General features: G+C 71.8%; 23 protein-coding genes and 2 tRNA genes. 20 read left to right on the top strand and 5 right to left on the bottom strand.

Annotation, left to right across the window (positions count from 1 at the left end; all coding sequences use genetic code 11):
- Positions 1-11 precede the first annotated feature (11 nt).
- The 10 genes from ACTFTM_RS25910 to ACTFTM_RS25865 all read left to right on the top strand — a co-directional run bounded on the left by ACTFTM_RS25910 (position 12) and on the right by ACTFTM_RS25865 (position 7,820).
- A complete protein-coding gene (locus tag ACTFTM_RS25910) occupies positions 12-809 on the top strand; it encodes a 2-keto-4-pentenoate hydratase (protein WP_449563030.1) in 798 nt (265 codons plus the stop codon).
- Positions 806-1,735, top strand: a complete 930-nt coding sequence (locus ACTFTM_RS25905) for an acetaldehyde dehydrogenase (acetylating) (RefSeq protein ID WP_449563029.1) — start codon at positions 806-808, stop codon at positions 1,733-1,735. The genes ACTFTM_RS25910 and ACTFTM_RS25905 overlap by 4 nt, the downstream gene beginning before the upstream one ends.
- Positions 1,732-2,814 carry a 4-hydroxy-2-oxovalerate aldolase gene (dmpG, locus tag ACTFTM_RS25900; protein WP_449563028.1) on the top strand — a complete coding sequence of 361 codons (1,083 nt, stop codon included), beginning with the start codon at positions 1,732-1,734 and terminating at the stop codon, positions 2,812-2,814. The genes ACTFTM_RS25905 and dmpG overlap by 4 nt, the downstream gene beginning before the upstream one ends.
- The gene (locus tag ACTFTM_RS25895) at positions 2,811-3,584 is read left to right on the top strand and encodes a 2-keto-4-pentenoate hydratase (protein ID WP_449563027.1); all 774 of its coding nucleotides are present in this window, start codon (positions 2,811-2,813) and stop codon (positions 3,582-3,584) included. The genes dmpG and ACTFTM_RS25895 overlap by 4 nt, the downstream gene beginning before the upstream one ends.
- Complete coding sequence (locus tag ACTFTM_RS25890; RefSeq protein WP_449563026.1) at positions 3,581-4,003, top strand: RidA family protein; 423 nt, start codon at positions 3,581-3,583, stop codon at positions 4,001-4,003. The genes ACTFTM_RS25895 and ACTFTM_RS25890 overlap by 4 nt, the downstream gene beginning before the upstream one ends.
- A complete protein-coding gene (locus ACTFTM_RS25885) occupies positions 4,000-4,524 on the top strand; it encodes a 3-hydroxyanthranilate 3,4-dioxygenase (protein WP_355052291.1) in 525 nt (174 codons plus the stop codon). Before ACTFTM_RS25890 ends, ACTFTM_RS25885 begins: the two co-directional genes overlap by 4 nt.
- Entirely contained in the window at positions 4,524-5,525 is a 1,002-nt protein-coding gene (locus ACTFTM_RS25880) for an amidohydrolase family protein (protein WP_449563025.1), read from the top strand. Before ACTFTM_RS25885 ends, ACTFTM_RS25880 begins: the two co-directional genes overlap by 1 nt.
- 65 nt (positions 5,526-5,590) lie before the next feature.
- Complete coding sequence (locus tag ACTFTM_RS25875; RefSeq protein ID WP_449563024.1) at positions 5,591-7,057, top strand: amidase; 1,467 nt, start codon at positions 5,591-5,593, stop codon at positions 7,055-7,057.
- Positions 7,058-7,105: 48 nt separating this feature from the next.
- On the top strand, positions 7,106-7,426 hold the full coding sequence (ctaJ, locus tag ACTFTM_RS25870; RefSeq protein WP_449563023.1) for an aa3-type cytochrome oxidase subunit CtaJ: 321 nt from the start codon (positions 7,106-7,108) through the stop codon (positions 7,424-7,426).
- The gene (locus tag ACTFTM_RS25865; protein WP_357133566.1) at positions 7,413-7,820 is read left to right on the top strand and encodes a DUF5130 family protein; all 408 of its coding nucleotides are present in this window, start codon (positions 7,413-7,415) and stop codon (positions 7,818-7,820) included. Before ctaJ ends, ACTFTM_RS25865 begins: the two co-directional genes overlap by 14 nt.
- Before the next feature lie 67 nt (positions 7,821-7,887).
- On the opposite strand, the gene ACTFTM_RS25860 is transcribed toward ACTFTM_RS25865, so the two are convergent.
- Positions 7,888-8,451, bottom strand: coding sequence for a Uma2 family endonuclease (locus ACTFTM_RS25860; protein ID WP_449563022.1), 564 nt, complete (start codon positions 8,449-8,451; stop codon positions 7,888-7,890).
- 84 nt (positions 8,452-8,535) lie between these two features.
- Positions 8,536-11,085 (bottom strand): aminopeptidase N, encoded by a 2,550-nt coding sequence (gene pepN / locus ACTFTM_RS25855; protein ID WP_449563021.1) that lies wholly within the window; start codon positions 11,083-11,085, stop codon positions 8,536-8,538.
- A 222-nt stretch (positions 11,086-11,307) separates the two neighbouring features.
- Here pepN and ACTFTM_RS25850 point away from each other — a divergent pair, with 222 nt between their 5' ends.
- The 4 genes from ACTFTM_RS25850 to ACTFTM_RS25835 all read left to right on the top strand — a co-directional run bounded on the left by ACTFTM_RS25850 (position 11,308) and on the right by ACTFTM_RS25835 (position 14,529).
- A complete protein-coding gene (locus ACTFTM_RS25850) occupies positions 11,308-11,931 on the top strand; it encodes a mycothiol-dependent nitroreductase Rv2466c family protein (protein WP_449563020.1) in 624 nt (207 codons plus the stop codon).
- Between the two features lie 192 nt (positions 11,932-12,123).
- Positions 12,124-12,684 carry a hypothetical protein gene (locus tag ACTFTM_RS25845; protein ID WP_449563019.1) on the top strand — a complete coding sequence of 187 codons (561 nt, stop codon included), beginning with the start codon at positions 12,124-12,126 and terminating at the stop codon, positions 12,682-12,684.
- Positions 12,685-12,774: 90 nt separating this feature from the next.
- On the top strand, positions 12,775-13,974 hold the full coding sequence (locus ACTFTM_RS25840; RefSeq protein ID WP_449563018.1) for a DUF1015 family protein: 1,200 nt from the start codon (positions 12,775-12,777) through the stop codon (positions 13,972-13,974).
- 87 nt (positions 13,975-14,061) lie between these two features.
- Positions 14,062-14,529 carry a ribose-5-phosphate isomerase gene (locus ACTFTM_RS25835; protein WP_449563017.1) on the top strand — a complete coding sequence of 156 codons (468 nt, stop codon included), beginning with the start codon at positions 14,062-14,064 and terminating at the stop codon, positions 14,527-14,529.
- Between the two features lie 45 nt (positions 14,530-14,574).
- Here ACTFTM_RS25835 and ACTFTM_RS25830 read toward each other — a convergent pair whose 3' ends face one another.
- Positions 14,575-14,916 (bottom strand): hypothetical protein, encoded by a 342-nt coding sequence (locus ACTFTM_RS25830; protein ID WP_449563016.1) that lies wholly within the window; start codon positions 14,914-14,916, stop codon positions 14,575-14,577.
- Between the two features lie 209 nt (positions 14,917-15,125).
- Between ACTFTM_RS25830 and ACTFTM_RS25825 the strand changes: the two genes are divergently transcribed.
- The gene (locus ACTFTM_RS25825; RefSeq protein ID WP_449563015.1) at positions 15,126-15,674 is read left to right on the top strand and encodes a hypothetical protein; all 549 of its coding nucleotides are present in this window, start codon (positions 15,126-15,128) and stop codon (positions 15,672-15,674) included.
- Between the two features lie 131 nt (positions 15,675-15,805).
- On the opposite strand, the gene ACTFTM_RS25820 is transcribed toward ACTFTM_RS25825, so the two are convergent.
- The gene (locus ACTFTM_RS25820; protein WP_449563014.1) at positions 15,806-17,956 is read right to left on the bottom strand and encodes a M14 family zinc carboxypeptidase; all 2,151 of its coding nucleotides are present in this window, start codon (positions 17,954-17,956) and stop codon (positions 15,806-15,808) included.
- 155 nt (positions 17,957-18,111) lie between these two features.
- Between ACTFTM_RS25820 and ACTFTM_RS25815 the strand changes: the two genes are divergently transcribed.
- Positions 18,112-19,233: a hypothetical protein gene (locus tag ACTFTM_RS25815; RefSeq protein ID WP_449563013.1), complete on the top strand. Its 1,122-nt coding sequence runs from the start codon at positions 18,112-18,114 to the stop codon at positions 19,231-19,233.
- A gap of 239 nt (positions 19,234-19,472) precedes the next feature.
- On the opposite strand, the gene ACTFTM_RS25810 is transcribed toward ACTFTM_RS25815, so the two are convergent.
- A tRNA-Gly gene (locus ACTFTM_RS25810) sits at positions 19,473-19,546 on the bottom strand.
- A gap of 291 nt (positions 19,547-19,837) precedes the next feature.
- Here ACTFTM_RS25810 and ACTFTM_RS25805 point away from each other — a divergent pair.
- The 4 genes from ACTFTM_RS25805 to ACTFTM_RS25790 all read left to right on the top strand — a co-directional run bounded on the left by ACTFTM_RS25805 (position 19,838) and on the right by ACTFTM_RS25790 (position 22,907).
- A tRNA-Pro gene (locus tag ACTFTM_RS25805) sits at positions 19,838-19,911 on the top strand.
- 117 nt (positions 19,912-20,028) lie between these two features.
- A complete protein-coding gene (gene tig / locus ACTFTM_RS25800) occupies positions 20,029-21,375 on the top strand; it encodes a trigger factor (protein ID WP_449563012.1) in 1,347 nt (448 codons plus the stop codon).
- 217 nt (positions 21,376-21,592) lie between these two features.
- Positions 21,593-22,234, top strand: a complete 642-nt coding sequence (locus ACTFTM_RS25795; RefSeq protein ID WP_088988027.1) for an ATP-dependent Clp protease proteolytic subunit — start codon at positions 21,593-21,595, stop codon at positions 22,232-22,234.
- Between the two features lie 10 nt (positions 22,235-22,244).
- Positions 22,245-22,907 carry an ATP-dependent Clp protease proteolytic subunit gene (locus ACTFTM_RS25790; protein WP_007464109.1) on the top strand — a complete coding sequence of 221 codons (663 nt, stop codon included), beginning with the start codon at positions 22,245-22,247 and terminating at the stop codon, positions 22,905-22,907.
- Positions 22,908-22,987 lie beyond the last annotated feature (80 nt).

Raw genomic sequence — 22,987 nt, 5'->3', positions numbered from 1 at the left:
GGGGAGTGAACGTGGAAGCCGACATCGAGGCCGCGAACCGGGAGCTGGCCGAGGCGCGCAGCAGCGGCAAGCCGTGCCCGCCGCTGCGCGGCCGGTTGCTGCCGGAGGGGGACGTCGAGTCCGCGTACCGCGTGCAGCAGCTCCAGACGCGGGCCTGGCAGGGCCGGGGCGAGCGCCGCGTCGGCGCGAAGATCGGGCTGACGTCCCGGGCGGTGCAGGAGACCTTCGGGGTGTTCCAGCCGGATTTCGGGTTGCTGACCGACGAGATGGCCGTCGGCGACGGTGTCGAGGTGCCGATCGACCGGCTGCTCCAGCCGCGGGTCGAGGCGGAGATCGCGTTCGTGCTGGGCGGCGACCTCGCCGAGGAGCGGATCACCACGGTCGACCTGATCCGCGCGGTCGACCACGTGCTGCCGGCCATCGAGATCGTCGACTCACGGGTCGCCGGCTGGGACATCTCCATCGTGGACACGATCGCCGACAACGCGTCCAGCGGGCTGTTCGTGCTCGGCACCACGCCCCGCCGGCTCGCCGACGTCGACCTGCGGCTGTGCGGGATGGTGCTGGAGCACGCCGGTGAGCCGGTCTCGGTCGGCGCGGGCGCGGCCTGCCTGGGCAACCCGCTGCACGCCCTGCACTGGCTGGCCGCCACCCTCGCCCGGGCCGGTGATCCGCTGCGTGCCGGAGACGTGGTGCTCTCCGGGGCGCTCGGGCCGATGGTGCCCGTCACCCCCGGGGCCGCGTACGAGGCGCGGATCTCCGGGCTCGGCTCGGTGCGCACCTGCTTCAGCGTTGGAGGCAACCAGTGACCGGTGTGGCGGTGCTCGGTTCCGGAAACATCGGGACCGACCTGATGATCAAGGTGTTGCGGCTGAGTGACAGCCTGCGGATGGTGGCGATGGCCGGCATCGACCCGGCCTCCGACGGCCTGGCCCGCGCCCGCCGCCTCGGTGTCGTCACCACCGCCGACGGCGTGGACGGCCTTGTCGCGATGCCCGAGTTCGCCGACGTCGAGCTGGTCTTCGACGCCACGTCGGCCGGCGCGCACCGCCGTCACGACGAGGTGCTGCGGTCGTACGGTCGTACGGTGGTCGACCTGACCCCGGCGGCGATCGGCCCGTACGTGGTGCCGCCGGTCAACCTCGACGAGCACCTGCACGAGCCGAACGTCAACATGGTGACCTGCGGCGGACAGGCGACCGTGCCGATCGTCGCCGCCGTCGGTCGGGTCACCCCGGTGGCGTACGGCGAGATCGTCGCGTCGATCGCCTCGAAGTCCGCCGGCCCGGGCACCAGGGCCAACATCGACGAGTTCACCGAGACCACGGCGCGGGCCATCGAGGTGGTCGGCGGGGCGGAGCGGGGCAAGGCGATCATCGTGCTGAACCCGGCGGACCCACCGCTGCTCATGCGGGACACCGTCTACTGCCTGTGCCCGGACGCCGACGCCGACACCGCCGCCATCGCCGCCTCGGTCAGCGAAATGGTGGCGGCGGTGCAGGAGTACGTCCCCGGCTACCGGCTCAAGCAGGACGTGCAGTTCGACCGGGTGCGGGCGTACCTGCCGTCGCTGGGGCGTCAGCTCACCGCGTTGCAGGTGTCGGTGTTCCTGGAGGTCTCCGGCGCGGGCCACTACCTCCCGGCGTACGCCGGCAACCTGGACATCATGACGTCGGCCGCGCTGCGGACCGCCGAGCGGCTGGTGGCCCTGCGTGCGACGGGAGCGGTGACATGACGGACCTGTACATCCAGGACGTGACCCTGCGCGACGGCATGCACGCCATCGCCCACCGCTACAGCGTCGACCAGGTGCGCACGATCGCCGCCGCGCTGGACGCCGCCGGGGTGGCCGCCATCGAGGTCGCGCACGGCGACGGGCTCGCCGGGTCCAGCGTCAACTACGGCCACGGCGCGGCCAGCGACGCCGAGTGGATCTCCGCAGCCGCCGAGGTGCTGACCACGGCGAAACTGACCACCCTGCTGCTGCCCGGCATCGGCACGATCGCCGACCTGAAGGCCGCCAAGGCCCTCGGGGTGACGAGCGTCCGCATCGCCACCCACTGCACGGAGGCGGACATCTCCGCCCAGCACATCTCCTGGGCCCGGGAGAACGGCATGGACGTGGCCGGGTTCCTGATGATGTCGCACATGAACGATCCGGCCGGGTTGGCCGGGCAGGCCAAACTCATGGAGTCGTACGGGGCGCACTGTGTCTACGTCACCGACTCCGGCGGCCGGCTGCTGATGTCCGACGTGGCGCAGCGCGTCGACGCGTACCGGCAGGTGCTCGAACCCCGGACGCAGATCGGCATCCACGCGCACCACAACCTGTCCCTCGGCGTGGCCAACAGCGTGCTCGCCGTCGAGCACGGCCGCGTCCTCGGCTCCGCGCCGACCGGCCCCGACGCGCCGCACGGCCGGACCGTCCGGGTCGACGCGTCGCTCGCCGGGATGGGCGCGGGCGCCGGCAACGCGCCGCTGGAGGTCTTCGTGGCGGTCGCCGAGCTGCACGGCTGGAAGCACGGCTGCGACGTGTTCGCGCTGATGGACGCCGCCGACGACCTTGTCCGCCCGTTGCAGGACCGGCCCGTCCAGGTCGACCGGGAGACGCTCTCCCTCGGTTACGCCGGGGTCTACTCCAGCTTCCTGCGGCACGCCGAGCGGGCCTCGGCGAAGTACGGCGTGGACGTGCGCTCGATCCTGGTCGAGCTGGGCCGGCGTCGGATGGTCGGTGGCCAGGAGGACATGATCGTCGACGTGGCACTCGACCTGGCCGGCACGAAGCGGTCGCGGACGGAGGATGAGGCAGCATGATCGGACCGGACATCGCGGGGATCGCCGAGAAGCTGGGCGCGGCCGCCGCCACGGCCACCGCGATCCCGCAGCTCGCCGCCGAGACCGGCCTCGACGTGGACGCCGCGTACGCCGTGCAGGCCGCCCTGGCGCAGCGCCGGGTCGACGCCGGTGAGCGGCTGGTCGGGCTGAAGATGGGGCTCACCAGCAAGGCGAAGATGGCCCAGGTCGGCGTGGACGAGGTGATCTGGGGGCGGCTCACCGACGCGATGCGGGTGCCCGACGGCGGAGTGGTCGACCCGTCCGCGTACATCCATCCCCGGGTCGAGCCGGAGGTCGCGTTCCTGCTGGACCGGCTTCCGGAGCCGGGTGAGCCGGTCGGCGACTTCGCCACGGCGGTCCGCGCGGTCGCCCCGGCCATCGAGCTGATCGACTCCCGGTACGCCGACTTCCGGTTCTCGCTGCCGGACGTCATCGCGGACAACACCTCCGCCGCCGCGTTCGTGATCGGCCCGTGGTCCCCGGTGCCGGCGGGACTGGACAACCTGGGCGTCCTGCTGGAGATCGACGGACGGGTGGCCCAGGTCGGCTCGACGGCGGCGATCCTCGGCGATCCGCGTCGCGCGCTCGACGAGGGAATCCGGCTGGCGGGCCGGCACGGCGTGCGACTGGAACCGGGCTGGGTATTCCTGGCCGGCGCGGCCACCGCCGCCGTTCCGCTGCGCCCCGGCGCGCACGTCCGCGCGGTCGTCGAGAAGCTCGGCACGGCGTCGTTGCGGGCGTCGTCGTGAGCGGGGTGGTCGTTGCCGGGAAGGCGGTTCCTCGGGGGGCTTTTCCGCACGTCAAGGTGGCGGGTGGGTTCGTCTTCGTCTCCGGTACGTCGTCCCGGCGGCCGGACAACAGCTTCGCCGGTGTCGAGGTGGACGAGTTCGGCACCACGAACCTCGACATCCGGGCGCAGACCAGGGCCGTGATCGAGAACATCCGGGACCTGCTGCGCTCGGTCGGCGCGGACCTCACCGACCTCGTCCAGGTGACGTCGTACCTGGTCAACATGAACGACTTCGGTGGTTACAACGAGGTCTGGGCGGAGTTCTTCGACACGTCCGGGCCCACCCGTACGACGGTGGCGGTGCACCAGTTGCCGCACCCGCACCTGCTCATCGAGATCCAGGCCGTGGCCCTTCTTCCCTCGGGAGGTCAGTCGTGAGTGAGATCGCCGAGCCGTTCAGCTTTCCGGGCTGGATCGCGGAGAACCAGCACCTGCTGAAGCCCCCGGTGGGCAACAAGGAGATGTTCCCCGGCGGGGACGACTTCATCGTGATGGTGGTGGGCGGCCCCAACCAGCGCACCGACTTCCACGTGGACCCGTACGAGGAGTTCTTCTACCAGGTCAAGGGCAACATGCACATCAACCTGATGACCCCGCAGGGGCCGCGCACGGTGCACGTGCGCGAGGGTCAGATGTGGATGCTGCCGCGCAACACCCCGCACTCGCCGCAGCGACCGGAGGCCGGCTCGATCGGTGTGGTCGTCGAGCGGGTCCGCGAGGAGGGCACGCTGGAGACGTTCCAGTGGTACTGCCCGGAGTGCGGGCACAAGGTGCACGAGGTCGAGTTGCAGGTCCGCGACATCGCCGCCGACCTGCCGCCGGTGTTCCAGGCGTTCTACGCCGACGAGTCGGCGCGCACCTGCGCGAACTGCGGCACCCTGCACCCGGGCAAGGGCTGATGCCCGCTGGTGTGGTCGACGTGCACACGCACGTCGTACCGAAGGGGTGGCCGGACCTCGGGGCGGCGTGCGGTGGCACCGGCTGGCCGTGGTTGCGGGTCGACTCCGAACGCGCCGCCATGATCATGGTGGGGGAGGCGGAGTTCCGCCCGATCGGCGCGGAGTGCTGGGACGCGTCCCGCCGGCTCGCCGACATGGACGCCGACGGCGTCGCCGTGCAGGTGGTGTCGCCGACCCCGGTCTTCTTCAGCTACGACCGTCCTGCCGACCAGGCCGTGAAGGTCGCCCGGATCTTCAACGACCTGACCCTTGAGGTCACCGCGGCCGGCGGCGGCCGGCTGGTGCCGTTCTGTCAGGTGCCCCTGCAGGACCCGGACGCCGCCTGCGCCGAGCTGGACCGCAGCCTGGCTGCCGGGCACGTGGGCGTCGAGATCGGCAACCACGTGGGCGACCGGGACCTGGACGACGCGGGTGTGGTCACCTTCCTCCAGCACTGTGCCGAGGTGGGCGCGCCCGTCTTCGTCCACCCGTGGGACATGCCGGACGGGCCACGGCTGGACCGGTGGATGGCTCGGTGGCTCAGCGGCATGCCGGCCGAGACGCACCTGTCGGTGCTGGCGATGATCCTGGGCGGCGTCTTCGACCGGGTGCCCGGGTCGCTGCGGATCTGCTTCGCGCACGGTGGCGGGAGTTTCCCGTTCTGGCTGGGCCGGGCCGACAACGCCTGGCACCGCCGGGGCGACCTGGTCCGGGGCGCGTCCGTCGCCCCGCCGAGCAGCTACGTCGACCGGTTCAGCGTCGACTCGGTCGTCTTCGCGGCACCGGCGCTGCGGCTGCTGGTGGACACGCTGGGGGAGGACCGGGTGCTGGTCGGCAGCGACTACCCGTACCCGCTGGGGGAGCGGCCCGCCGGTGCGGTGGTCGACGCGGCCGACTTCCTCACCGACGCCCAGCGCGACAAGCTCCGCGCCACCAACGCCCGGCGCTTCCTGTACGGCTGACCAGCGCCGCTTCGTCGGCCCGCGTGTCGGGTGCACCGGGCGCTGGCGGGCGGCAGGATGAGGACATGGCCGAGCCGCACGACCTGACCGCTTTGGAGCAGGCTGCCGCCGTCGCGCGCGGCGAGTTGTCAAGCGTCGAGCTGGTCGAGCACCACCTGCGGCGGGTGGCAGCGCTCGGCGACACCGTGGGCGCGTTCGTCACCGTCACCCCCGAGCTGGCCCGCGCCGCCGCCCGCGCCGCCGACGCCGCGCCGGCGCAGGGGCGCGGCCCGCTGCACGGCGTACCGACCGCCATCAAGGACCTCACCCTCACCGCCGGGGTACGCACCACCTTCGGCTCGGCCGCCTTCGCCGACTTCGTCCCGCCGGTCGACGCCGACGTGGTCCGGTTCATCAAGGCCGCCGGCCTCGTCAGCCTCGGCAAAACGACCACCTCGGAGCTGGGCTGCTCGCTCTACTCCGAGGGCCGCGTCGCGCCACCGGCCCGCAATCCGTGGCAGTTGGCGTACACCGCCGGTGGTTCCAGTGGCGGCGCGGCGGCGGCGGTCGCGGCCGGCCTCGTCCCGGTCGCCCAGGGGTCCGACGGCGGCGGCTCGCTGCGCATCCCGGCGTCGCTCTGCGGCCTGGTCGGCTACAAGCCCAGCCGTGGCCTGGTCTCCGGCGGGCCGCTCGGCTCCGGCGCGTTCGGGCTGCCCACCAGCGGGCCGATCGGACGGACGGTGGCCGACGTCGCCGCGCTGCTCGACGTCATGGCCGTCCCGGTGCCCGGGGAGCCCTACCTGTCGCCGCCCGCGCCGCCCGGCGGATACCTGGCCGCCGCCCGGCGGGCCGAGCCCGGCCGCCTGCGGGTCGGCCGGTTCACCACGCCGATGCTCGCCGACGAGCCGGTGCACCCCGACTGCGTCGCGGCCGTCGACTCCGCCGCCGCGCTGCTCGCCGCCGCCGGCCACGAGGTGGTCGAGGTGCCGCCGCCGCTCACGCCTGCGGTGTGGCCGCTCTTCGAGATCATCTGGTACGTCCTGGCGCTCGCCCCCGTCCCGGCGCACCGCGAATCGGAGCTGCTGCCGCTGACCCGGCTGCTACGCGCCCGGGGCGCCGAGGTGTCCGCGGGGACGCTGTCCGCGACCCTCGGCGAACTACAGGCGCACGTACGCCTCGGCGCGGCCCGCACCGCCGACTGCGACGTCCTGCTCTGCCCCACCCTGGCCACCCCGCAGGCGCCCGTCGGCTGGTTCACCGCCGACGGCGACCCGGCGGCCGATTTCGACCGGCAGCGGCGCTTCTCGCCCTACTGCGCCATCTTCAACGTCACCGGCGACCCGTCGGTCTCCCTGCCCCTGGCCACCACGAGCACCGACGGGCTGCCCGTCGGGGTGCTGCTCACCGGCCGGTACGGCGACGACGCGCGGCTCATCGCTACCGCTGCGCAATTGGAGCACGCCAGTGACGGATGGGATCGGCACCCCGCAATCTGGCGGGCCGCCGACTCCGCTAACGTGAATGGCGACGGAGTTGGCCGGTCGCCATCATGATCGTCCATCCGACCCGCTTGTTCGAGGTCCTTCTTCCGCCTGGGGGCGTTGGGATTGTCTGTTACCGAGACGGTGCTGGTCTTCGTCGGCATCCCGTTGGCGGCAGTGCTGGTGATCGCCGGCCTGACGTACGCCGGTAGTCGTGGGGGTGCCACCGGCGGTGGTGGTGGCGCCAAGCGCTACCGGCCGGGCCGGCCCTTCGACTTCACTCCGGTCTGGTTCCTGGGCCGCCCGGAGCAGCTGGCCGACTCGGCCGGCACCGCGCTGACGGCGGGCGCGCAGGCGCCCGCGCTGACCAGCCACAAGCTAGAGCAGGCCAGCGTCGAGGCGCCGGCCGGTGGAACCGGAGGCGCAAGTGACCGTTGGTGAGAAGCAGACCGGGACGGAGAATCCGCCCGAGGTGCTGGACGGGCCGTTCTCGACCCGGCAGCTGCTGCGCATCGACGAGGCCCTGCGCCTGGCCGACAAGGGCACCGGCCTGGTCTTCTCGGTGTTCGTCGGCGGCCTCGACGAGCCGATCCGGGAGCACGCGCAGCGGCTGCACCGCCAGCTCGCCGACCCGGACAAGTCAGTGCTGATCGCCCTGTCGCCCAACCAGCGGCAGTTGGAGATCGTCACCGGACGGCACGCGCGCAAGCGCATCCCCGACACGTACGCCAAGCTGGCCGCGCTCTCGATGGTGGGCGCGTTCAGCGGCGGCGACCTGGCCGGCGGCATCATCAACGGGCTCGACCAGCTCGCCAGCCACGCCGGCAAGGGCTGAGCCCGCCCCTCGTACGACGAAGCCCGACCCGCTGCGAGCGGGTCGGGCTTCGGTGTGTCTGGGTATCTCAGCGCGGCCAGGCCGACGGGTCCAGCTTCATCGGCCACGGCTCGTCCACGTTCACCGGGTCGTCCGGACCCAGGGTGCCCAACAGATCGTAGTGCTCGCCCTCGCCGAGCCGGTAGCGGTAGACCACCGGGCCGAAGTTGCCCCGTTCCACCCGCCAGTAGTGCGCGATGCCCGCCTCGGCGTAGAGGGCCGGCTTGGTGAAGTGATCGTGGCGACGACTTCCTGTCGACTCGACTTCCAGGACGAGAGCGATGTCTGCCGGTTCGGCCCACATCCGCCCACGCGGTGCGTTGGGCCGCAACACCGTCAGATCGGGGATGAGGTTGCCGCCAGGGATCCGCACCCCGATCTCCCGGATCACCCGCCAACCCGTGGGCGCCGCCAGGCGGATCGCCATCCGGATGTCGTCCGCCAGCTCATGGTGCTCGGGACCGGCTGGAGGGGTCACGTGCAGGCTCCCGTCGATGATCTCGTAGCGGTTCCCATCCTCAGGCAGGTCGGATAGGTCCTGCTCGCGCCACGCGCGCGCGGGGGGCCGCCACTCGTAGGTCGGGTGTGCCATCACGTTCACCTCCTCTCGTCACCATAATGGCCCGGGCCGGCGCGGGTTCGCCCCCACGCCGGCCCGGGCCGCGTACTCGCTGTGTCAGCTCTGCTCGGCGTCCTTCGCGCGGGCCTTGAGCGCCCGCAGCACGCCGTCACGGCCCTCGGCGACCAGGCGACGCAGCGGTGCCGGGTTGCCGTCCCCGGCCAGCCACGCGTCGGTGGCGGTGACCGTGTCGTCGTCCACCAGGTACGTCGGGTACGCGAGCTGGGCGAACTCCTGCGCCGGCTCGCTGTCCCGGCTGGCCCACACCTGACCGACCGCAGCGAAGTACTTCTCCCGGTACGGGGTGACCAGCTCCACCTGCGCCGGGTGCGCCAGGCCCTGCAACAGCGCCCGGTTCCGCCAGTTCGGCAGCGAGTCCGGGCCGGTCAGCAACGCCCACACGGCGGCCTTGTTCTCCGCCGTCGGCACCAGCGCGTGCGCGTACGCGGCCTCCCGCTCGCCGCTGGCCGTACGGTCGCCGGCCAGCTCCGCCTCGATCTCGGGCGCGCCGGCCGCGCCGTTGGCCACCAGCGCGCCGAGCACCGTCCAGCGCAGCTCGGTGTCCACGGTCAGGCCCTCCGGCGCACCGGTGCCGTCCAGCCAGCCACGCAGCGTGGCCAGGTCCTCCTCCGAGCGGGCGGCCGAGGTGAACGCCCGGGCCCAGGCGAGCTGGAAGCCGCTGCCCGGCTCGGCGGCAGCGAGCGCGTCCTTCGCCGTGCGGGCCAGCCCCGCCCAGCCGGTGGGCGCCCACGCCGGGTCGGCGTAGAGGGTCAGCGCGGTGGTGGCCTGGCGCAGGGTGGCGGTGACCAGGTTGATGTCGGTCTCGGCGGGCAGCCCGGCCAGCACCAGCGCCACGTAGTCGCGGGTCGCCAGCTCGGCGTCGCGGGTCATGTCCCACGCGGCCGTCCAGCACAGCGCGCGGGCCAGCGACGAGTCGAAGCCGCCGATGTGCTGCACCACCGTCGCCATCGACCGGTCGTCCAGGCGCAGCTTGGTGTAGCTCAGATCGTCGTCGTTGAGCAGCAGCACGTCCGCCGCCCGGACGCCACGCAGCTCGGCGAGGTCGGTCCGCTCACCGGTCACGTCCACCTCGTACCGTTCGCGGCGGACCAACCGGCCGTCGGCCAGGTCGTACAGGCCGACGCCGATCCGGTGGGTGCGCAGCGTCGGGTACGCCGTCGGCGCCTCCTGCCGGACGACCACCTGCTCGTACGTGCCGTCGGCGCCGATGGTCACCTCCGGGCGCAGCGTGTTGACCTGCGCGGTCTCCAGCCACTGCGCGGCGAACTTGCGCAGCTCCCGGCCCGAGGCGGCCTCCAGCTCGGTGAGCAGGTCGTCGAAGGTGGCGTTGCCCCACGCGTGCTTGCCGAAGTACGCCCGCAGCCCCGCCACGAACGGCTCCTCGCCCACGTACGCGACGAGCTGCTTGAGCACGCTCGCGCCCTTGGCGTAGGTGATGCCGTCGAAGTTGACCTCGACGGCCTCCATGTCCGGCATCTCGGTGTAGACCGGATGGGTGGAGGAGAGCTGGTCCTGCCGGTAACCCCAGTTCTTGCGGATCGACAGGAACGTCGTCCACGCCTCGGTGAACCGGGTGGCGTTGGTGTTGCACCAGTGGCTGGCCCACTCGGCGAACGACTCGTTCAGCCACAGGTCGTTCCACCAGCGCATGGTGACCAGGTCACCGAACCACATGTGCGCCAGCTCGTGCAGGATCGTGTTGGCCCGCTGCTCGTACTCGTAGTCGGTGACCTGCGAGCGGTACAGGTAGTGCGACTCGGCGTGCGTCACGCAGCCGAAGTTCTCCATCGCGCCGGCGTTGAAGTCGGGCACCCAGAGCTGGTCGTACTTCGGCAGCGGGTACCGCACCCCGAACTTCTCGTGGAAGAAGTCGAAGCCCTGCTTGGTGATGAGGAACAGGTCGTCGGAGTCGAGGTAGCGCGACATGGACGCCCGGCAGAACACACCCAGGTCGATACCGTCGTGGGTGTCGCGCACCTCGTGGTACGGGCCGGCGCACAGCGCGGTGATGTACGTGCTCATCCGCGGCGACTCGGTGAAGTGGAGCGTCTTCAGGTCCTCGCCGGCGGGCTCCTCGTTCTGCACGGGCATGTTGGACACGACCCGCCAGTGCGCCGGAACCGTCGCGTGCCAGGTGTAGACGCTCTTGAGGTCGGGCTGGTCGAAGCAGGCGAACACCCGCTGCGCGTCGGCCGTCTCGAACTGGCTGTAGAGGTACGTCTCGCCGTCGACCGGGTCGACCGTGCGGTGCAGCCCCTGCCCGCTGTTGGAGTAGGCGAAGTCCGCGTCGACGACCAGGGTGTTGTCGCTGGCCAGCCCGGACAGGATCAGGCCCTTCTCCGCCGACCAGTCGGACAGGTCCACCGGGGCGCCGTTCAGGGTGGCGGACCGCACCGACTCGGCGGCCACCTCGATGAACGTGCTCGCCCCCGGCTCGGCGCAGCGGAACCTGACCTCGGTCGTCGACCGGAAGGTACGGCCGTCGGCGGCCAGCACGGCGGTCGACAGGTCCAGCCTGATGTCGTATCCGGTCACCTCGAGCAGGCGGGCCCGCTCGGTCGCCTCGACCTGCGTCAGGTTACGCACTCCCGGCACTGTTCGTCTCCATCCCACGTCTCGCCGTACGCCCGGCGGCGCCCGTCTGCCGACCGCTTGTGACGTCCGGCCCGGTCCGAGTCTTCCACGTGTGGCCAGCCCTCGGTGGTCGAGGTCACGCTCTCATTCGGGTGCCGGTCGATGCGCCGTGGGGTGAGTATTCGAGGTGAGACGCCGGACTGCCGGCGTCACCCGTCGCGAAGGGACCTCACCGTGACCGATCGTGTCACCGCCGACATGTGGTTCGACCCAATCTGTCCGTGGGCGTGGATCACCTCCCGCTGGCTGTTGGAGGTCGAGCAGGTCCGCGAGGTGGACATCCGCTACCACGTCATGAGCCTCTCGGTGCTCAACGAGGGCCGTGACCTGCCGGAGCAGTACCGGGAACTGATGGACAACGGCTGGGGCCCGGTGCGGGTGTGCATCGCCGCCGAGCAGCGCTACGGCTCGGACGTGCTCCGCAGGCTCTACACCGCGCTCGGCACCCGCATCCACCTCGGTAAGGAGCAGCTCGGGCCGGAGTTGTTCGTCGCCGCGCTGACCGAGGCCGGCCTGGACCCGGCGTTGGCCGCCGCCGCCGACAGCACCGAGTACGACGAGGCGCTGCGGGCCAGCCACGAGGCCGGCATGCGCCCCGTCGGGCAGGACGTCGGGACCCCGGTCGTGCACGCGCCCGGCCCGGACGGCCGTCCGGTCGCGTTCTTCGGCCCGGTGATCACGCCGCGCCCGAAGGGCGAGGCCGCCGGACGGCTCTGGGACGGCGTCCTCCTGGTCGCCGGCACCCCGGGCTTCTACGAGCTCAAGCGCACCCGCGAGCAGTCCCCGATCTTCGACTGACGACGACCGCCACACGCCCCCGCCCGGACTGCGCCGGTTGTCCGGGCGGGGTGCGTCGCGCCGGACGCCTGGCGCGGGCTGCGGTGTCGGACACGGTCACCGCGTCACCGGTGGGCGGGCGGCGTCGTTTCCCTCGGTGTCCGCCGCAGCGACCCGCAGGGCCGCACACCGCAGCTCGTGGAGGCAGTCCCGATGGCCAAGCACCGTGCGTCCGGTGACGATCAGTTGACCCGGCAGGGGGTGAACGAGACTCCCGGCGCTGCCTACTGGTCGGTCGACGGTTCCCGCTGGCCGGCGGTCCGCCCCGACCTTCCCGCCGACGTGGCGGACCTGCTCGCGCCGCCCATCGTGGTCGGCGTGGCCCGGGTGCCGGTCACCTCGCGCCTGACACCCGCGCGGGTCATACCGGTGACGTCCGCACCCGCGCCGGTGTCGCCCGCGCCGGCGATGTCCGCGCCGGTGACGTCGGCGTCGGTCGTGGCGGCGCCGGAACTGGTCGTGGTGGCGGCCGCCCCGGCCGAGCCCGCCCCGCCCCCGCCGGCGCCCACCGCGCCGCGTCCCGTGCCGACCCCGCCGCTGAACCCGCGGCCCGTTCCGGCGCCGCCGCCCGAGCGTCCCGTGCCGGGCCCGCCCGCCACGCCTCGCCGCAACGCGGTCACCGGTCCCATCGGGGGCGGCCGGCGCGGCAACGCCGGGCCGGTCGTCGCCGGACGGCACCGCCGGCACAACGGCGCGTCCGGCCGCGCCGGCTGACCACACGTCGACGCGCGGGCGCTTTCATCTGGTGGACGCCGCGCGGGTCCCCGGTCGTCCGGCCCGTCGACGCCGGTAGCGTCAGCGGGCATGACGGTCGTGCATCCGATCGCCCGGGCCTGGATCACCACTGGCGGCACCGGCGCGCAGAACTACGACGAGTTCGCCGACGACGCGGAGATCACCGCGATCATCGAAGCGAACCCGCACAGTGCCCTCGGCATCGAGATGCCGCACCGTGCTCCGGACAGCCTGGGGACGTCGTTCCTCGACGCGCTGCCGGCCGCGGTGGCCCGGCTCGCCGAGGCCAAGGCCGACGGCAGCTACACCCCCGCCGAGCAGGTGATCGTGCTGTACCGGATCAGCGCCCCGGGTGAGGAACCCGCGTACGGGCTGTTCGCGACGGTGGACACCGACCAGATCTCCACCAGCGCCGACGAGCCGGGCCTGGTCATCCGCAACGAGGACGTGTTCATCGCCAAGGTGCGCGAGCGCGTCGCGCTGGCCGAGGCGCTGGGTCACCTGCTCTCACCCGTACTCCTGCTGCAGACCGGAAGTGGCGACGAGCTGCACGCCGCCCTCGCGGCGGCGACCGACGCGGCCGGGGCGCCGGCCGCGACCGACACCGACCAGGCGGGCCGCACCCACGCCATCTGGCTGGTCGGCCCCGGCCCGCAGCAGGACGCGCTGACCGCCCTGGCGGGCGGCGGCGAACTGGTCGTCGCCGACGGCAACCACCGCAGCCTGGCCGCCCAGACCGGCGGGTTGTCGCGCTTCCTGGCCGTGGTGACCACCCCGGCGTCGGTGGCCATCCAGCCGTACAACAGGCTGGTCAGCGAGCTGACCACCACGGCGGGCGAGCTGCTCGACCGGTTGCGCGCCGCGGGCGCCCAGATCGAGCCGATCGACGGCCCGGTCGAGGTCCCGGCGGCCGGCGGCACCGTCCATCTCCGGCTCTCCGACCAGGGGTACGCGGTGCGCCTGCCCGCCACCGCCGACGCCCGCCTGGAAAACCTGGACCACGCCCTGGTCGAGCGGCTGCTGCTGCGCGACGCGCTGGGACTGGACCCGGGCGACAAGCGGATCACCTACGTCGGCGGGGACTATCCGGCGAGCTGGCTCACCGGGGAGGTCGACGCCGGCCGTGCCGAGCTGGCCATCCTCATCGCGCCGGTGACCGTGGCGGACTTCGTCGCGGTGAACCTGGCCCGGGAGAAGATGCCCCGCAAGAGCACCTGGTTCACCCCGAAGGCGCGCGGTGGCCTGGTGGTCGCCGAGCTGCCGCGCTGACCGCGTACCGCCCGACCGTGTGACGTACCCGCCTCCGAAGCGCCGCCCCTGCGGCGCTTCGGAACGCGGCCTGACAGACTGCCCGGTATGCGCGTCTACCTGGGATCCGACCACGCCGGTTTCGAGTTGAAGGTGCACCTGGCCAACCACCTGGCCAAGCAGGGGTACGACGTGGTCGACGTCGGCCCGCACAGCTACGACCCGGACGACGACTACCCGACGTTCTGCCTGCACACCGGTGACCGGGTGATCGCCGACGAGACCTCCCTGGGGGTCGTCATCGGCGGGTCCGGCAACGGCGAGCAGATCGCCGCGAACAAGGTCGCCGGCGTTCGGGCCGCCCTCGCCTGGAGCGTCGAGACGGCTCAGCTCGCCCGGCAGCACAACGACGCGAACGTCGTCGCGGTGGGCGCCCGCCAGCACACGCTGGACGAGGCCACGGGCATCGTCGAGGCGTTCCTGAACACGCCGTTCTCCGGGAACGAGCGGCACGCCCGCCGGATCATTCAGGTCGCCGAGTACGAGCAGACCCGGGAGCTGCCCGACCTGCCCTGAGCAGCGCAGACCCGCTGACCTGTCCCGCCGCTGGCCCGTTCGTCGTCAGCGCGGCGAGCGGGGCAGGTCCTCGCGGGGCACCCAGTTGCGGCGCACGACGACCACCCGGGCCTCCGCGTCGGCGAGGTCGTCGTCGCTCGGACGGGCGGCGTCGCGGGCCCGCAGCGCCGCGCTCAACCCCACCTGGGACGAGCCGGAGCCGACCAGCCCGCGCAACCCCCGCTCGCCGTCCCGGTCGTCTCCGCCGGCCCCTCGACGTCGCGGCGGCGGATCCCCGCCGTCGTGGACACCGGCCGTGCTGGCCGCCGAGCCGTCGGCGCTCCGCGTGGCCGCGTCGGAGTCGGAATGGTGGCGCAGCCGTCGGCGGCGTCGGTCCGGGTCACCCATCAGCCGACCGTACCTCCCCACGCCGTCAAGCTCCGCACAACATCGGGGATGTTGCTGCTTCCCGGGCGTCGGAGGCAGCAACATCTGCGAAGTTGTGTGGATCTCGGCCGCCAGGCCACCAGGCCGTCGGCGGCGGGCGGCGACCGATTTGCCGGCTGGCTACCCTCGAATCCGGGCGGTGAAGACGCCGCCCGACAGGGGAGGACGAGATGGCAGACCAGACGCAGCCGTGGGCGGAGCGCACCGTCGAGGTCCCACCGCAGGCAGGCGTCGATGTGCCGGCGCAGCGGGACGGCTTCCGCCGTGGTGTGGCGTCGGTGGGTCAACCGCGTACTCCGCGGACCGAACCGTTCCCCGTGGTCGAGCAGGAGCCGACCGGCACGGGTTGGCCGGGCGAGCCGGCACCGCGCCGCCCGCTGAGCTGGCGTCTGGCGCAGTTGCGTCGCGGCGGCGAGTGGAGCGCGGCGGCTGGGCTGTTCGCCTTCGTGTGCTGGGGGATCTGGGCGCTCTCCGGGGGCGGCAACCTGTCCGGCCCGCTGCTGGTGCTCGTGCTGAGCCTGCTGGTGGCGGTCGGCCTGTTCGCACTGGCCCGGGCGGTCGGTCGATTGGTGCTGGAGCGGCAGCTCGGGCGGGTCCGGCGTGGCGCGCGAGGCGCTCACCTGGCCACCGCGGTCTTCCTCGTCGGCCTCGGCGTGGCCTGGCTCCAGCAGACCGAATGGGTCGTCTCGGCCTGGAACTGGATCAGCTCGAACGTGTGAGAGGTGTGCACGGACGGGCCGGCAGGTTGCCGCCCGCCCGTGCACCCGGTCGTCTCCCCACCAGGCAAGGCCGCTGCTTACCCGGCCGGCAACGGTTCATCCGTGGCCGGCCGGAGCGTCCGTCGTTCGGGTCAGCCCCGGGCGGCCTCGGCGGCGGCGTGATCGCGGGCCACCCGGACCAGTTCGACCAGCCCGCCCGCGTACTCCTGGGACTCGCCGTGCGCCTCGTCGAACGGCGGCTGGAAGCCGACGCCCTCCCACTCGCCGGTGGCCGGGTTCCAGCGGTCGTTGCCGACCTCGAAGTCCCAGGCGAAGATGCCCAGCTCGTAGTAGAGCTGGTCGGCCGAGTTGCCGGCGGCGGAGTACAGCACGTCGGCGACCGGACCGGTCTGCGACGGCCAGGTGACCGTGCCGCGTTCCTGGGCGATGGCGCCGACGATCCGTCGGGCGCTGTCGAGGAACATCGTCGACTCGTCGATCGACGGTCGGGGCAGGGTGATCCGCCCGTCGGCCCGGTACGCGCCCGGCGGCCACATGAAGTACCCGCCGTAGGAGTGCACGTTCATCGCGAACCTGATGTTCGGGTGGGCCTTGGCCAACGCGATGACGTTGCCGCTCTCGGCCTCGGACAGCTCCGCCGTGCCCGCGTAGGTGCCGGAGAGGCAGTTCGCGCTGGCCCCCACGTAGCCGTCGAAGTACGACCCGACGGTGTAGTTGCGGTTCACGTCGACGCCCCACGAGGTGCGGTACTTCGGGTCCCGGGCCGCTCCCTCACAGTGGTTGACCAGGTTCTTGCGCTGGAAGTTGTAGTCGTTGAACGAGTAGTTCGCCCCGTCCGGGTTGACCGTCGGGATGACGAACACGTCGACCTGTTCCAGCAGTTCACGGGTGGCCGGGTCGGTACGGGCGTTCGCCAGCATCCGCTCGGCGAACTCCAACGTCACCAGCGGGGTGGCCCACTCCCGGGCGTGTTCCTGGGAGTACGCCAGCACGCCGATCCGGGAGCCGTCCCGGTGCACGCCCAGACGCAGCGCCTGCACGGTCCACGGCTTCGCCGGCACCTCGGTGCCCTGGAGCCCGTCGTCGAGGCGGACCGGGCCGGCGACCGGCATCGGCAGCCCGGTCGAGCCGTCCTCGACGGCGGCCCGGAACCGGTTCGCCTGCCGGGCGTTGACAGCCGCCGCGACATCGTCGGTGGTGCTCACCGTCTTGCCGCCGGCGTCGGTGGCGAGCGTGACCGTGAGGACGCGGTCGCGGTAGCCGACGGTCAGCGGCCGGTTGGGCCGGCCCGGGTCGACCGTGCGCACCTGCACGCCGTTCATGCCCTGGTCACCGAAGCGCACCGACTCCACGACAACGGCGGCGACCGCCGGGTCGCCCAGGTACGCGACGGCGTTGCGGCGGTACCCCTGGGTCTTGTTCGGCAGGTCGATGACGTCCACCAGGTCCCGGTACTGGCGGGCCAGCCGCTTGATCCGCGCCTGGATGTCCACCGGCGTCAGGTACGCGTCGATGAAGTCCTTCTGGTAGCCGACCGGCAGCGGCGGTGGGGAGGCGTTCGGCCACAGCGCGGGGGTGACGACCCGGCTGACGCCACCGAGGCTGGAGGTGGCGGTCAACTGGACCGGTCGGCTCGGCACCGGCTGGGGGAGGTTGTAGTGGTACTGGTACTCACCCGAGTCCTCGAACCGGTAGAGCGGGAACGACCCGGTGGCGCCGTCCGCGGTCCGCCAGCTGACGGTGATCTCCACATCCGGGTCGTCGGTGGCGGTGGTCGCCACCTGGGCCTGGAGAAACGTCTGCCCACCGGTGGTCCACCAGTACGCCTGCTGTACGACGAGGGTGTCGACGGCAGCGGCCGTACTGCTGCTCCGCTGGCGGGCGTCCGGGGCGCCCAGCCCGGCGGCGGTACGCGCCCGCGCCGCGCGGACGCTGTCGGCGAAGTGCCGGCTGCCGTCGCCGGCCCGCTGCACGACCTGTGTGGCGGTGGCGCCCTGGGCGGTGAGGTCGGCGAGCTGCGCGCCGGTCAGCACCAGGTCGGCGAGGATCCGCCCGTCCCGGGCCCGGGGTCGGTTGGCGAGGTCGGCGCCGGCGGCGACGAGCCTGTCGAGCTGGGCCTGATCGCGCAACTGCACCCGGACCAGGGCGGTCTCGGCGGCGGCCAGGGTGATCGGTGCGGTCTCGGCGGCGGATGCCGCCGTCGCGGGGCCGGGATGGGACAGCGCCGCACTGATCAGGATCGCTGTGGTGGCGGCAGCCGTCCACCGTCGTCGGACGATCATGTGCCCTCCTGTGACGGACGTCGATGCTTGTGGTCCTTACACCAGTGCACGGATCGACACATGTCAAGCGAGCTGATCGGTAAGGGCGGCGTAAGGTCATCCGGCCACGTCGACCGACATCATTCCCTCATGCGTAGCCAACGAGGGGACTGTCGATGAGTCGACTACGAACAAGTCTGGCCTTCCTGATCGTGCTGACCACCGGACCGGCGACCGCGCCGGGTGTCGCGTCGGCAGCGGCGGCGCTGCCCACGTACACCTTCGTGGACCTGGGCACGCTCGGTGTGCCGAGTACGGGGGAGCCGCGCACCAGCGACGGCTACGCCCTCAACAACGCCCGCACCGTGGTGGGCGTCTCCACGATCGACGGCATCTACAACTTCCACGCCTTCGCCTCGACGAACGGTGTGCTGACCGACCTGGGCGCCCTGTACGCCGGCACGTACGGCGCGAGTTCCGCGGCGGGCATCAACGAGCGGGGCGTCGTCGTCGGGGCCACCCACGTCAACGCGACGGACCCACCGCACGCCTTCCGGTACGCCGGCGGGGTCATGACCGACCTCGGCACCGGCTACGGCGCGGGCAGCGGGAGCGCGGCGAACGACATCAACGACGACGGCGTGGTGGTGGGCAGCCGGTTCGAGACGCAGGGGGCACCGACCCGGGCGGTCGTCTGGCGCGACGGCAAGGTCATCGACCTGGGCACGCTCGGCGGGCAGGCGGGCCCCTGGGGTACGGACGGCATCGCGTACGGCGTGAACTCCTCCGGGCACGTCGTGGGCGGCGCCGCCGTGCCCGGTGGCGGCCTGCACGCCTTCGTCTACAAGGGTGGGGCACTGGCGGACCTCGGCACCCTGGGCGGTGTCACCGAGTCCACGTACGCCCGGGACATCAACGACCGGGGTCACGTCGTCGGTGTCTCGCAGAACACCAGCGGTCAACTGCGCGCGACGCTCTGGCGCAACGGGACGATCCGCGACCTCGGGTCCCTCGGTGGCAACTACTCCGAGGCGCGGGCCGTGAACGGGACCGGCCAGGTGGTGGGTATCGCCCGGACCAGCAGCCCCGACTTCTACAACGAGCGGGCGTTCCTGTGGCAGGGCGGTCGGATCGTCGACCTGAACACGCGCGTTGCGAACCTCCCGCCGACGGTGACGCTCCGCTCCGCCGAGGACATCAACGACGACGGCGTCATCGTCGGCTTCGCCTGCCCGATCGCCTGTGACGAGGGCGGTGACCGTGCGCGCCGGGCCTACCTCCTGGTGCCGACGAGCTGACCCGGAGCAGGGGGACCGGCGGGGCCCGTGTTCCCGGCAGCGGATGACGAGCGCCGTCCCGTCGCTACCGGGATCGGGCTGCGCATCGAGGCCGCGATCAGCTCACCTCGGGCGTGACCATCTGAACCGGAGAACGCTCGGTGCGCCGGCCGTAGGCAGCCGGCAGGCGGAGATTGAACAGACTGGAACGAGAACGGCCCAGGCTCGGCGGCTGTGCCGTCTACCTGGGCCGGAGTTCGTGGAGCGGGCGACGGGAATCGAACCCGCACCGTCAGTTTGGAAGACTGAAGCTCTGCCATTGAGCTACGCCCGCGCTCGGCCCCGCCGGAACGGGGCGCGCCGACAGCGTACCCAATGCCGGTCGTGGGCGCGCGACCGCGCCACCGCCCCCGCGGCGTCGTGTCGTGACGACGCCGCGCCGCGCCCCTTCAAGATCCGCACAACAACACCGAAGTTGCGGCATCCGCGCGCCGGGAAGCCGCGACTTCCCCGATGTTGCGCGGATCTTGAAGGGGCGAAAGATGATGAGATGGGTGATCTGTCCGGGTGGCGGACGCCCCGGCACTGCCTGAGGCGCGGCGACGGCATAGACTGCACGTCGCCACGGGGTGTGGCGCAGCTTGGTAGCGCACTCGCTTTGGGAGCGAGGGGCCGTGGGTTCAAATCCCGCCACCCCGACTGTCGTCCGCGTCCGGGTCGCCCCGGGCGCTGCGAGCCGGCCCTGCCGGCTCGCCTACACTCGATGGGCCAATCGAAGGCCCAGAATCAAACCCAGATCCGTCAAGGAGTACGCCTGTGAAGAGCACCGTCGAGACTCTGAGCCCGACGCGCGTGCGGCTCGCCATCGAGGTGCCGTTCGTCGAGCTCGAGCCGAGCCTCAAGAAGGCGTACCGGGAGATCGGTTCGCAGGTCCAGGTCCCGGGCTTCCGCCGGGGCAAGGTGCCGACCGCGGTGATCGACCAGCGGGTGGGCCGGGGCACCGTCCTCAACGAGGCGGTCCAGGAGGCCATCCCGGAGAACATCATGGCCGCGGTGCGCGAGCACGACCTGAAGACGCTGGGACGTCCCGAGGTCGAGATCACCGAGTTCAACGACGGTGACTCGCTGAACTTCACCGCCGAGGTCGACGTCCGCCCGGAGATCACCATCCCGGACGCCTCCACCATCGAGGTGACCGTCGACGAGCTCCAGATCGACGACAGCGAGATCGACGAGCAGGTCAAGAACCTGCGGGAGCGGTTCGCCACCCTCAAGACGGTCGAGCGGGCGGCCGCCGAGGGTGACTACGTGCAGATCGACCTGAACGCGACCGTCGACGGCGAGGACGTCCCGGGCGGCCAGGCCAGCAACATCTCCCACGAGGTGGGCAGCAAGCAGCTCCTGCCGGGCCTGGACGAGGCCGTGGTCGGCCTCGCCGCCGGCGACAGCACCACCTTCACCACCCAGCTCGTGGGCGGCGACTTCGCCGGCCGTGACGCCGAGGTGGCGGTGACCGTGCGTACGGTCAAGGAGAAGGAGCTGCCGGAGCTGAACGACGAGTTCGCGCAGATGGCCAGCGAGTTCGACACGATCGAGGAGCTGCGCGGCGACCTGCGGTCCCGGGTCACCCAGGGCAAGCAGGTCGAGCAGATCTACGCCGCCCGCGACAAGGCGCTGGCGCAGCTGGTCGAGACCGCCGAGGTGCCGGCGCCGGAGGGCGTCGTGCGCGAGGAGGTCGCCAGCCGCAAGCAGGCGATGGTGGACCAGCTCGAGCGGATCGGCGCCTCCCTGGAGGAGTACCTGGCGGCCGAGGAGAAGACCGAGGAGCAGATCGACGCCGAGCTGACCGAGGCGGCCACCGAGGGCGTCAAGGTGCAGCTCCTGCTCGACACGCTGGCCGACGCGGAGGACGTGCAGGTCTCCGACGACGAGTTCGGGCACGAGATCGTGCACCGGGCGCAGCGCGCCGGGATGGCCCCGCAGCAGTACTACGACCAGTTGGTGCGCTCCGGCGCCGCCGCCGCGGTCTTCGGTGACGTGCGGCGCGGCAAGGCGCTCGCGGCCGTCATGGAGCGCATCACGATCAAGGACTCGGCCGGCAACCCGGTCACCCTGGACGCGCTGCGCGCCGCCAACGAGGCCGAGCACAACCACGAGCACTGATCGTCGGGCGGCCGCCGTCCGCCGCTGCGCGGTGCACGGCGGCCAAACCCTTTCCGGGTACACCCGGAGTTGAGCGCTGCCGGGGTACGCCCGGAAGGCCCGCGCCGCGGGTGCCCGACACAGCTGCGCTGAGAGCGAACAGTGCCCCGACCGGGACTCTGCCGCCCCGCACAGCGGTTAGTGTCGGGAAAGACGGTACGGAGAGCGAAGGGCTGCCATGACCGACATGCACATCCCCAAGAAGTCGCTCCGGGCGATTGACGCGCGCGGTGGCGACTCCATTGGCAACCTCGACGACTCGGTCTACAACCGGTTGCTCAAGGAGCGCATCATCTTCCTGGGCAGTGAGGTGACCGACCAGGTCGCCAACCGCATCTGCGCGCAGCTGCTGCTGCTCGCCGCGGAGGACCCGGACCGCGACATCAACCTGTGGATCAACTCGCCGGGTGGCTCGGTCTACTCGGGCATGGCGATCTACGACACCATGCAGTTCATCGACAACGACGTGTCGACCGTGGCGATGGGCATGGCGGCCTCGATGGGTCAGCTGCTGCTCTGCGCGGGCACCAAGGGCAAGCGTTACGCCCTGCCGCACGCCCGGATCATGATGCACCAGCCGTCCGGTGGCCTGGGCGGCACGGCGTCCGACATCGCCATCCAGGCGGAGCAGATGCTCTACACGAAGCGGATGTTCCAGGAGCGGGTCGCGCACCACACCGGCCAAGACCAGTCGCAGATCGAGGCGGACTCGGACCGGGACCGTTGGTTCACCGCCCAGGAGGCCATGGACTACGGCTTCATCGACAAGGTGATCATCGGGGCCGCTCAGGTTCCGGATGGCGCCGGGACCCTGAGCTGAGGAGCTGACGATGACCGACCTTAGCCTGCCGCCCCAGTTCGCGGCCGTGCACAACCGTTACGTGCTGCCGTCGTTCGTCGAGCGCACGTCGTACGGGGTCAAGGAGTCCAACCCGTACAACAAGCTCTTCGAGGACCGGATCATCTTCCTCGGCGTCCAGGTGGACGACGCGTCGGCCAACGACGTGATGGCCCAGCTGCTCACGCTGGAGGGCACCGACCCGGATCGCGACATCATCATGTACATCAACTCGCCGGGTGGCTCGTTCACCGCCATGACGGCGATCTACGACACCATGCAGTACGTCCGCCCCGACATCCAGACGGTCTGCCTCGGGCAGGCGGCCAGCGCCGCGGCCGTGCTGCTGTCGGCGGGCACCGCGGGTAAGCGGATGGCGCTTCCGAACTCGCGGATCATCATCCACCAGCCGGCCACGGAGGGCGGCTACGGGCAGGGCTCGGACATCGAGATCCAGGCCCGGGAGATCCTGCGGATGCGGACGCAGCTGGAGGACATGTTGTCCCGCCACTGCAACCGCCCGATCGAGCAGGTTCGCAAGGACATCGACCGTGACAAGATCATGACGGCCGAGGAGTCCAAGGAGTACGGGCTGGTCGACACGATTCTGACCAGCCGCAAGAAGGGTCTGCTGGCGACCCACTCCGCCAGCTGAGCTGTACCGGGTCAGAGGTTGGCCGGGGCGTGAAGTTCCCGGCCGGCCTCTGACACACCCGTTTTGGGGGTCGGAGAATG

The organism is Micromonospora sp. RB23 (assembly GCF_053585025.1).
The sequence above is the reverse complement of the archived record's forward strand: the minus strand, read 5'-3'. Positions and strand labels throughout refer to the sequence as shown.

Coding starts and splice junctions, on each gene's coding strand:
- dmpG (WP_449563028.1), top strand. CDS start 1,732: ATGACGGACCTGTACATCCAGGACGTGACCCTGCGCGACGGCATGCAC.
- ACTFTM_RS25895 (WP_449563027.1), top strand. CDS start 2,811: ATGATCGGACCGGACATCGCGGGGATCGCCGAGAAGCTGGGCGCGGCC.
- ACTFTM_RS25880 (WP_449563025.1), top strand. CDS start 4,524: ATGCCCGCTGGTGTGGTCGACGTGCACACGCACGTCGTACCGAAGGGG.
- ACTFTM_RS25875 (WP_449563024.1), top strand. CDS start 5,591: ATGGCCGAGCCGCACGACCTGACCGCTTTGGAGCAGGCTGCCGCCGTC.
- ACTFTM_RS25860 (WP_449563022.1), bottom strand. CDS start 8,451: ATGGCACACCCGACCTACGAGTGGCGGCCCCCCGCGCGCGCGTGGCGC.
- ACTFTM_RS25845 (WP_449563019.1), top strand. CDS start 12,124: ATGGCCAAGCACCGTGCGTCCGGTGACGATCAGTTGACCCGGCAGGGG.
- ACTFTM_RS25840 (WP_449563018.1), top strand. CDS start 12,775: ATGACGGTCGTGCATCCGATCGCCCGGGCCTGGATCACCACTGGCGGC.
- ACTFTM_RS25835 (WP_449563017.1), top strand. CDS start 14,062: ATGCGCGTCTACCTGGGATCCGACCACGCCGGTTTCGAGTTGAAGGTG.
- ACTFTM_RS25830 (WP_449563016.1), bottom strand. CDS start 14,916: ATGGGTGACCCGGACCGACGCCGCCGACGGCTGCGCCACCATTCCGAC.
- ACTFTM_RS25825 (WP_449563015.1), top strand. CDS start 15,126: ATGGCAGACCAGACGCAGCCGTGGGCGGAGCGCACCGTCGAGGTCCCA.
- ACTFTM_RS25820 (WP_449563014.1), bottom strand. CDS start 17,956: ATGATCGTCCGACGACGGTGGACGGCTGCCGCCACCACAGCGATCCTG.
- ACTFTM_RS25815 (WP_449563013.1), top strand. CDS start 18,112: ATGAGTCGACTACGAACAAGTCTGGCCTTCCTGATCGTGCTGACCACC.
- ACTFTM_RS25795 (WP_088988027.1), top strand. CDS start 21,593: ATGACCGACATGCACATCCCCAAGAAGTCGCTCCGGGCGATTGACGCG.
- ACTFTM_RS25790 (WP_007464109.1), top strand. CDS start 22,245: ATGACCGACCTTAGCCTGCCGCCCCAGTTCGCGGCCGTGCACAACCGT.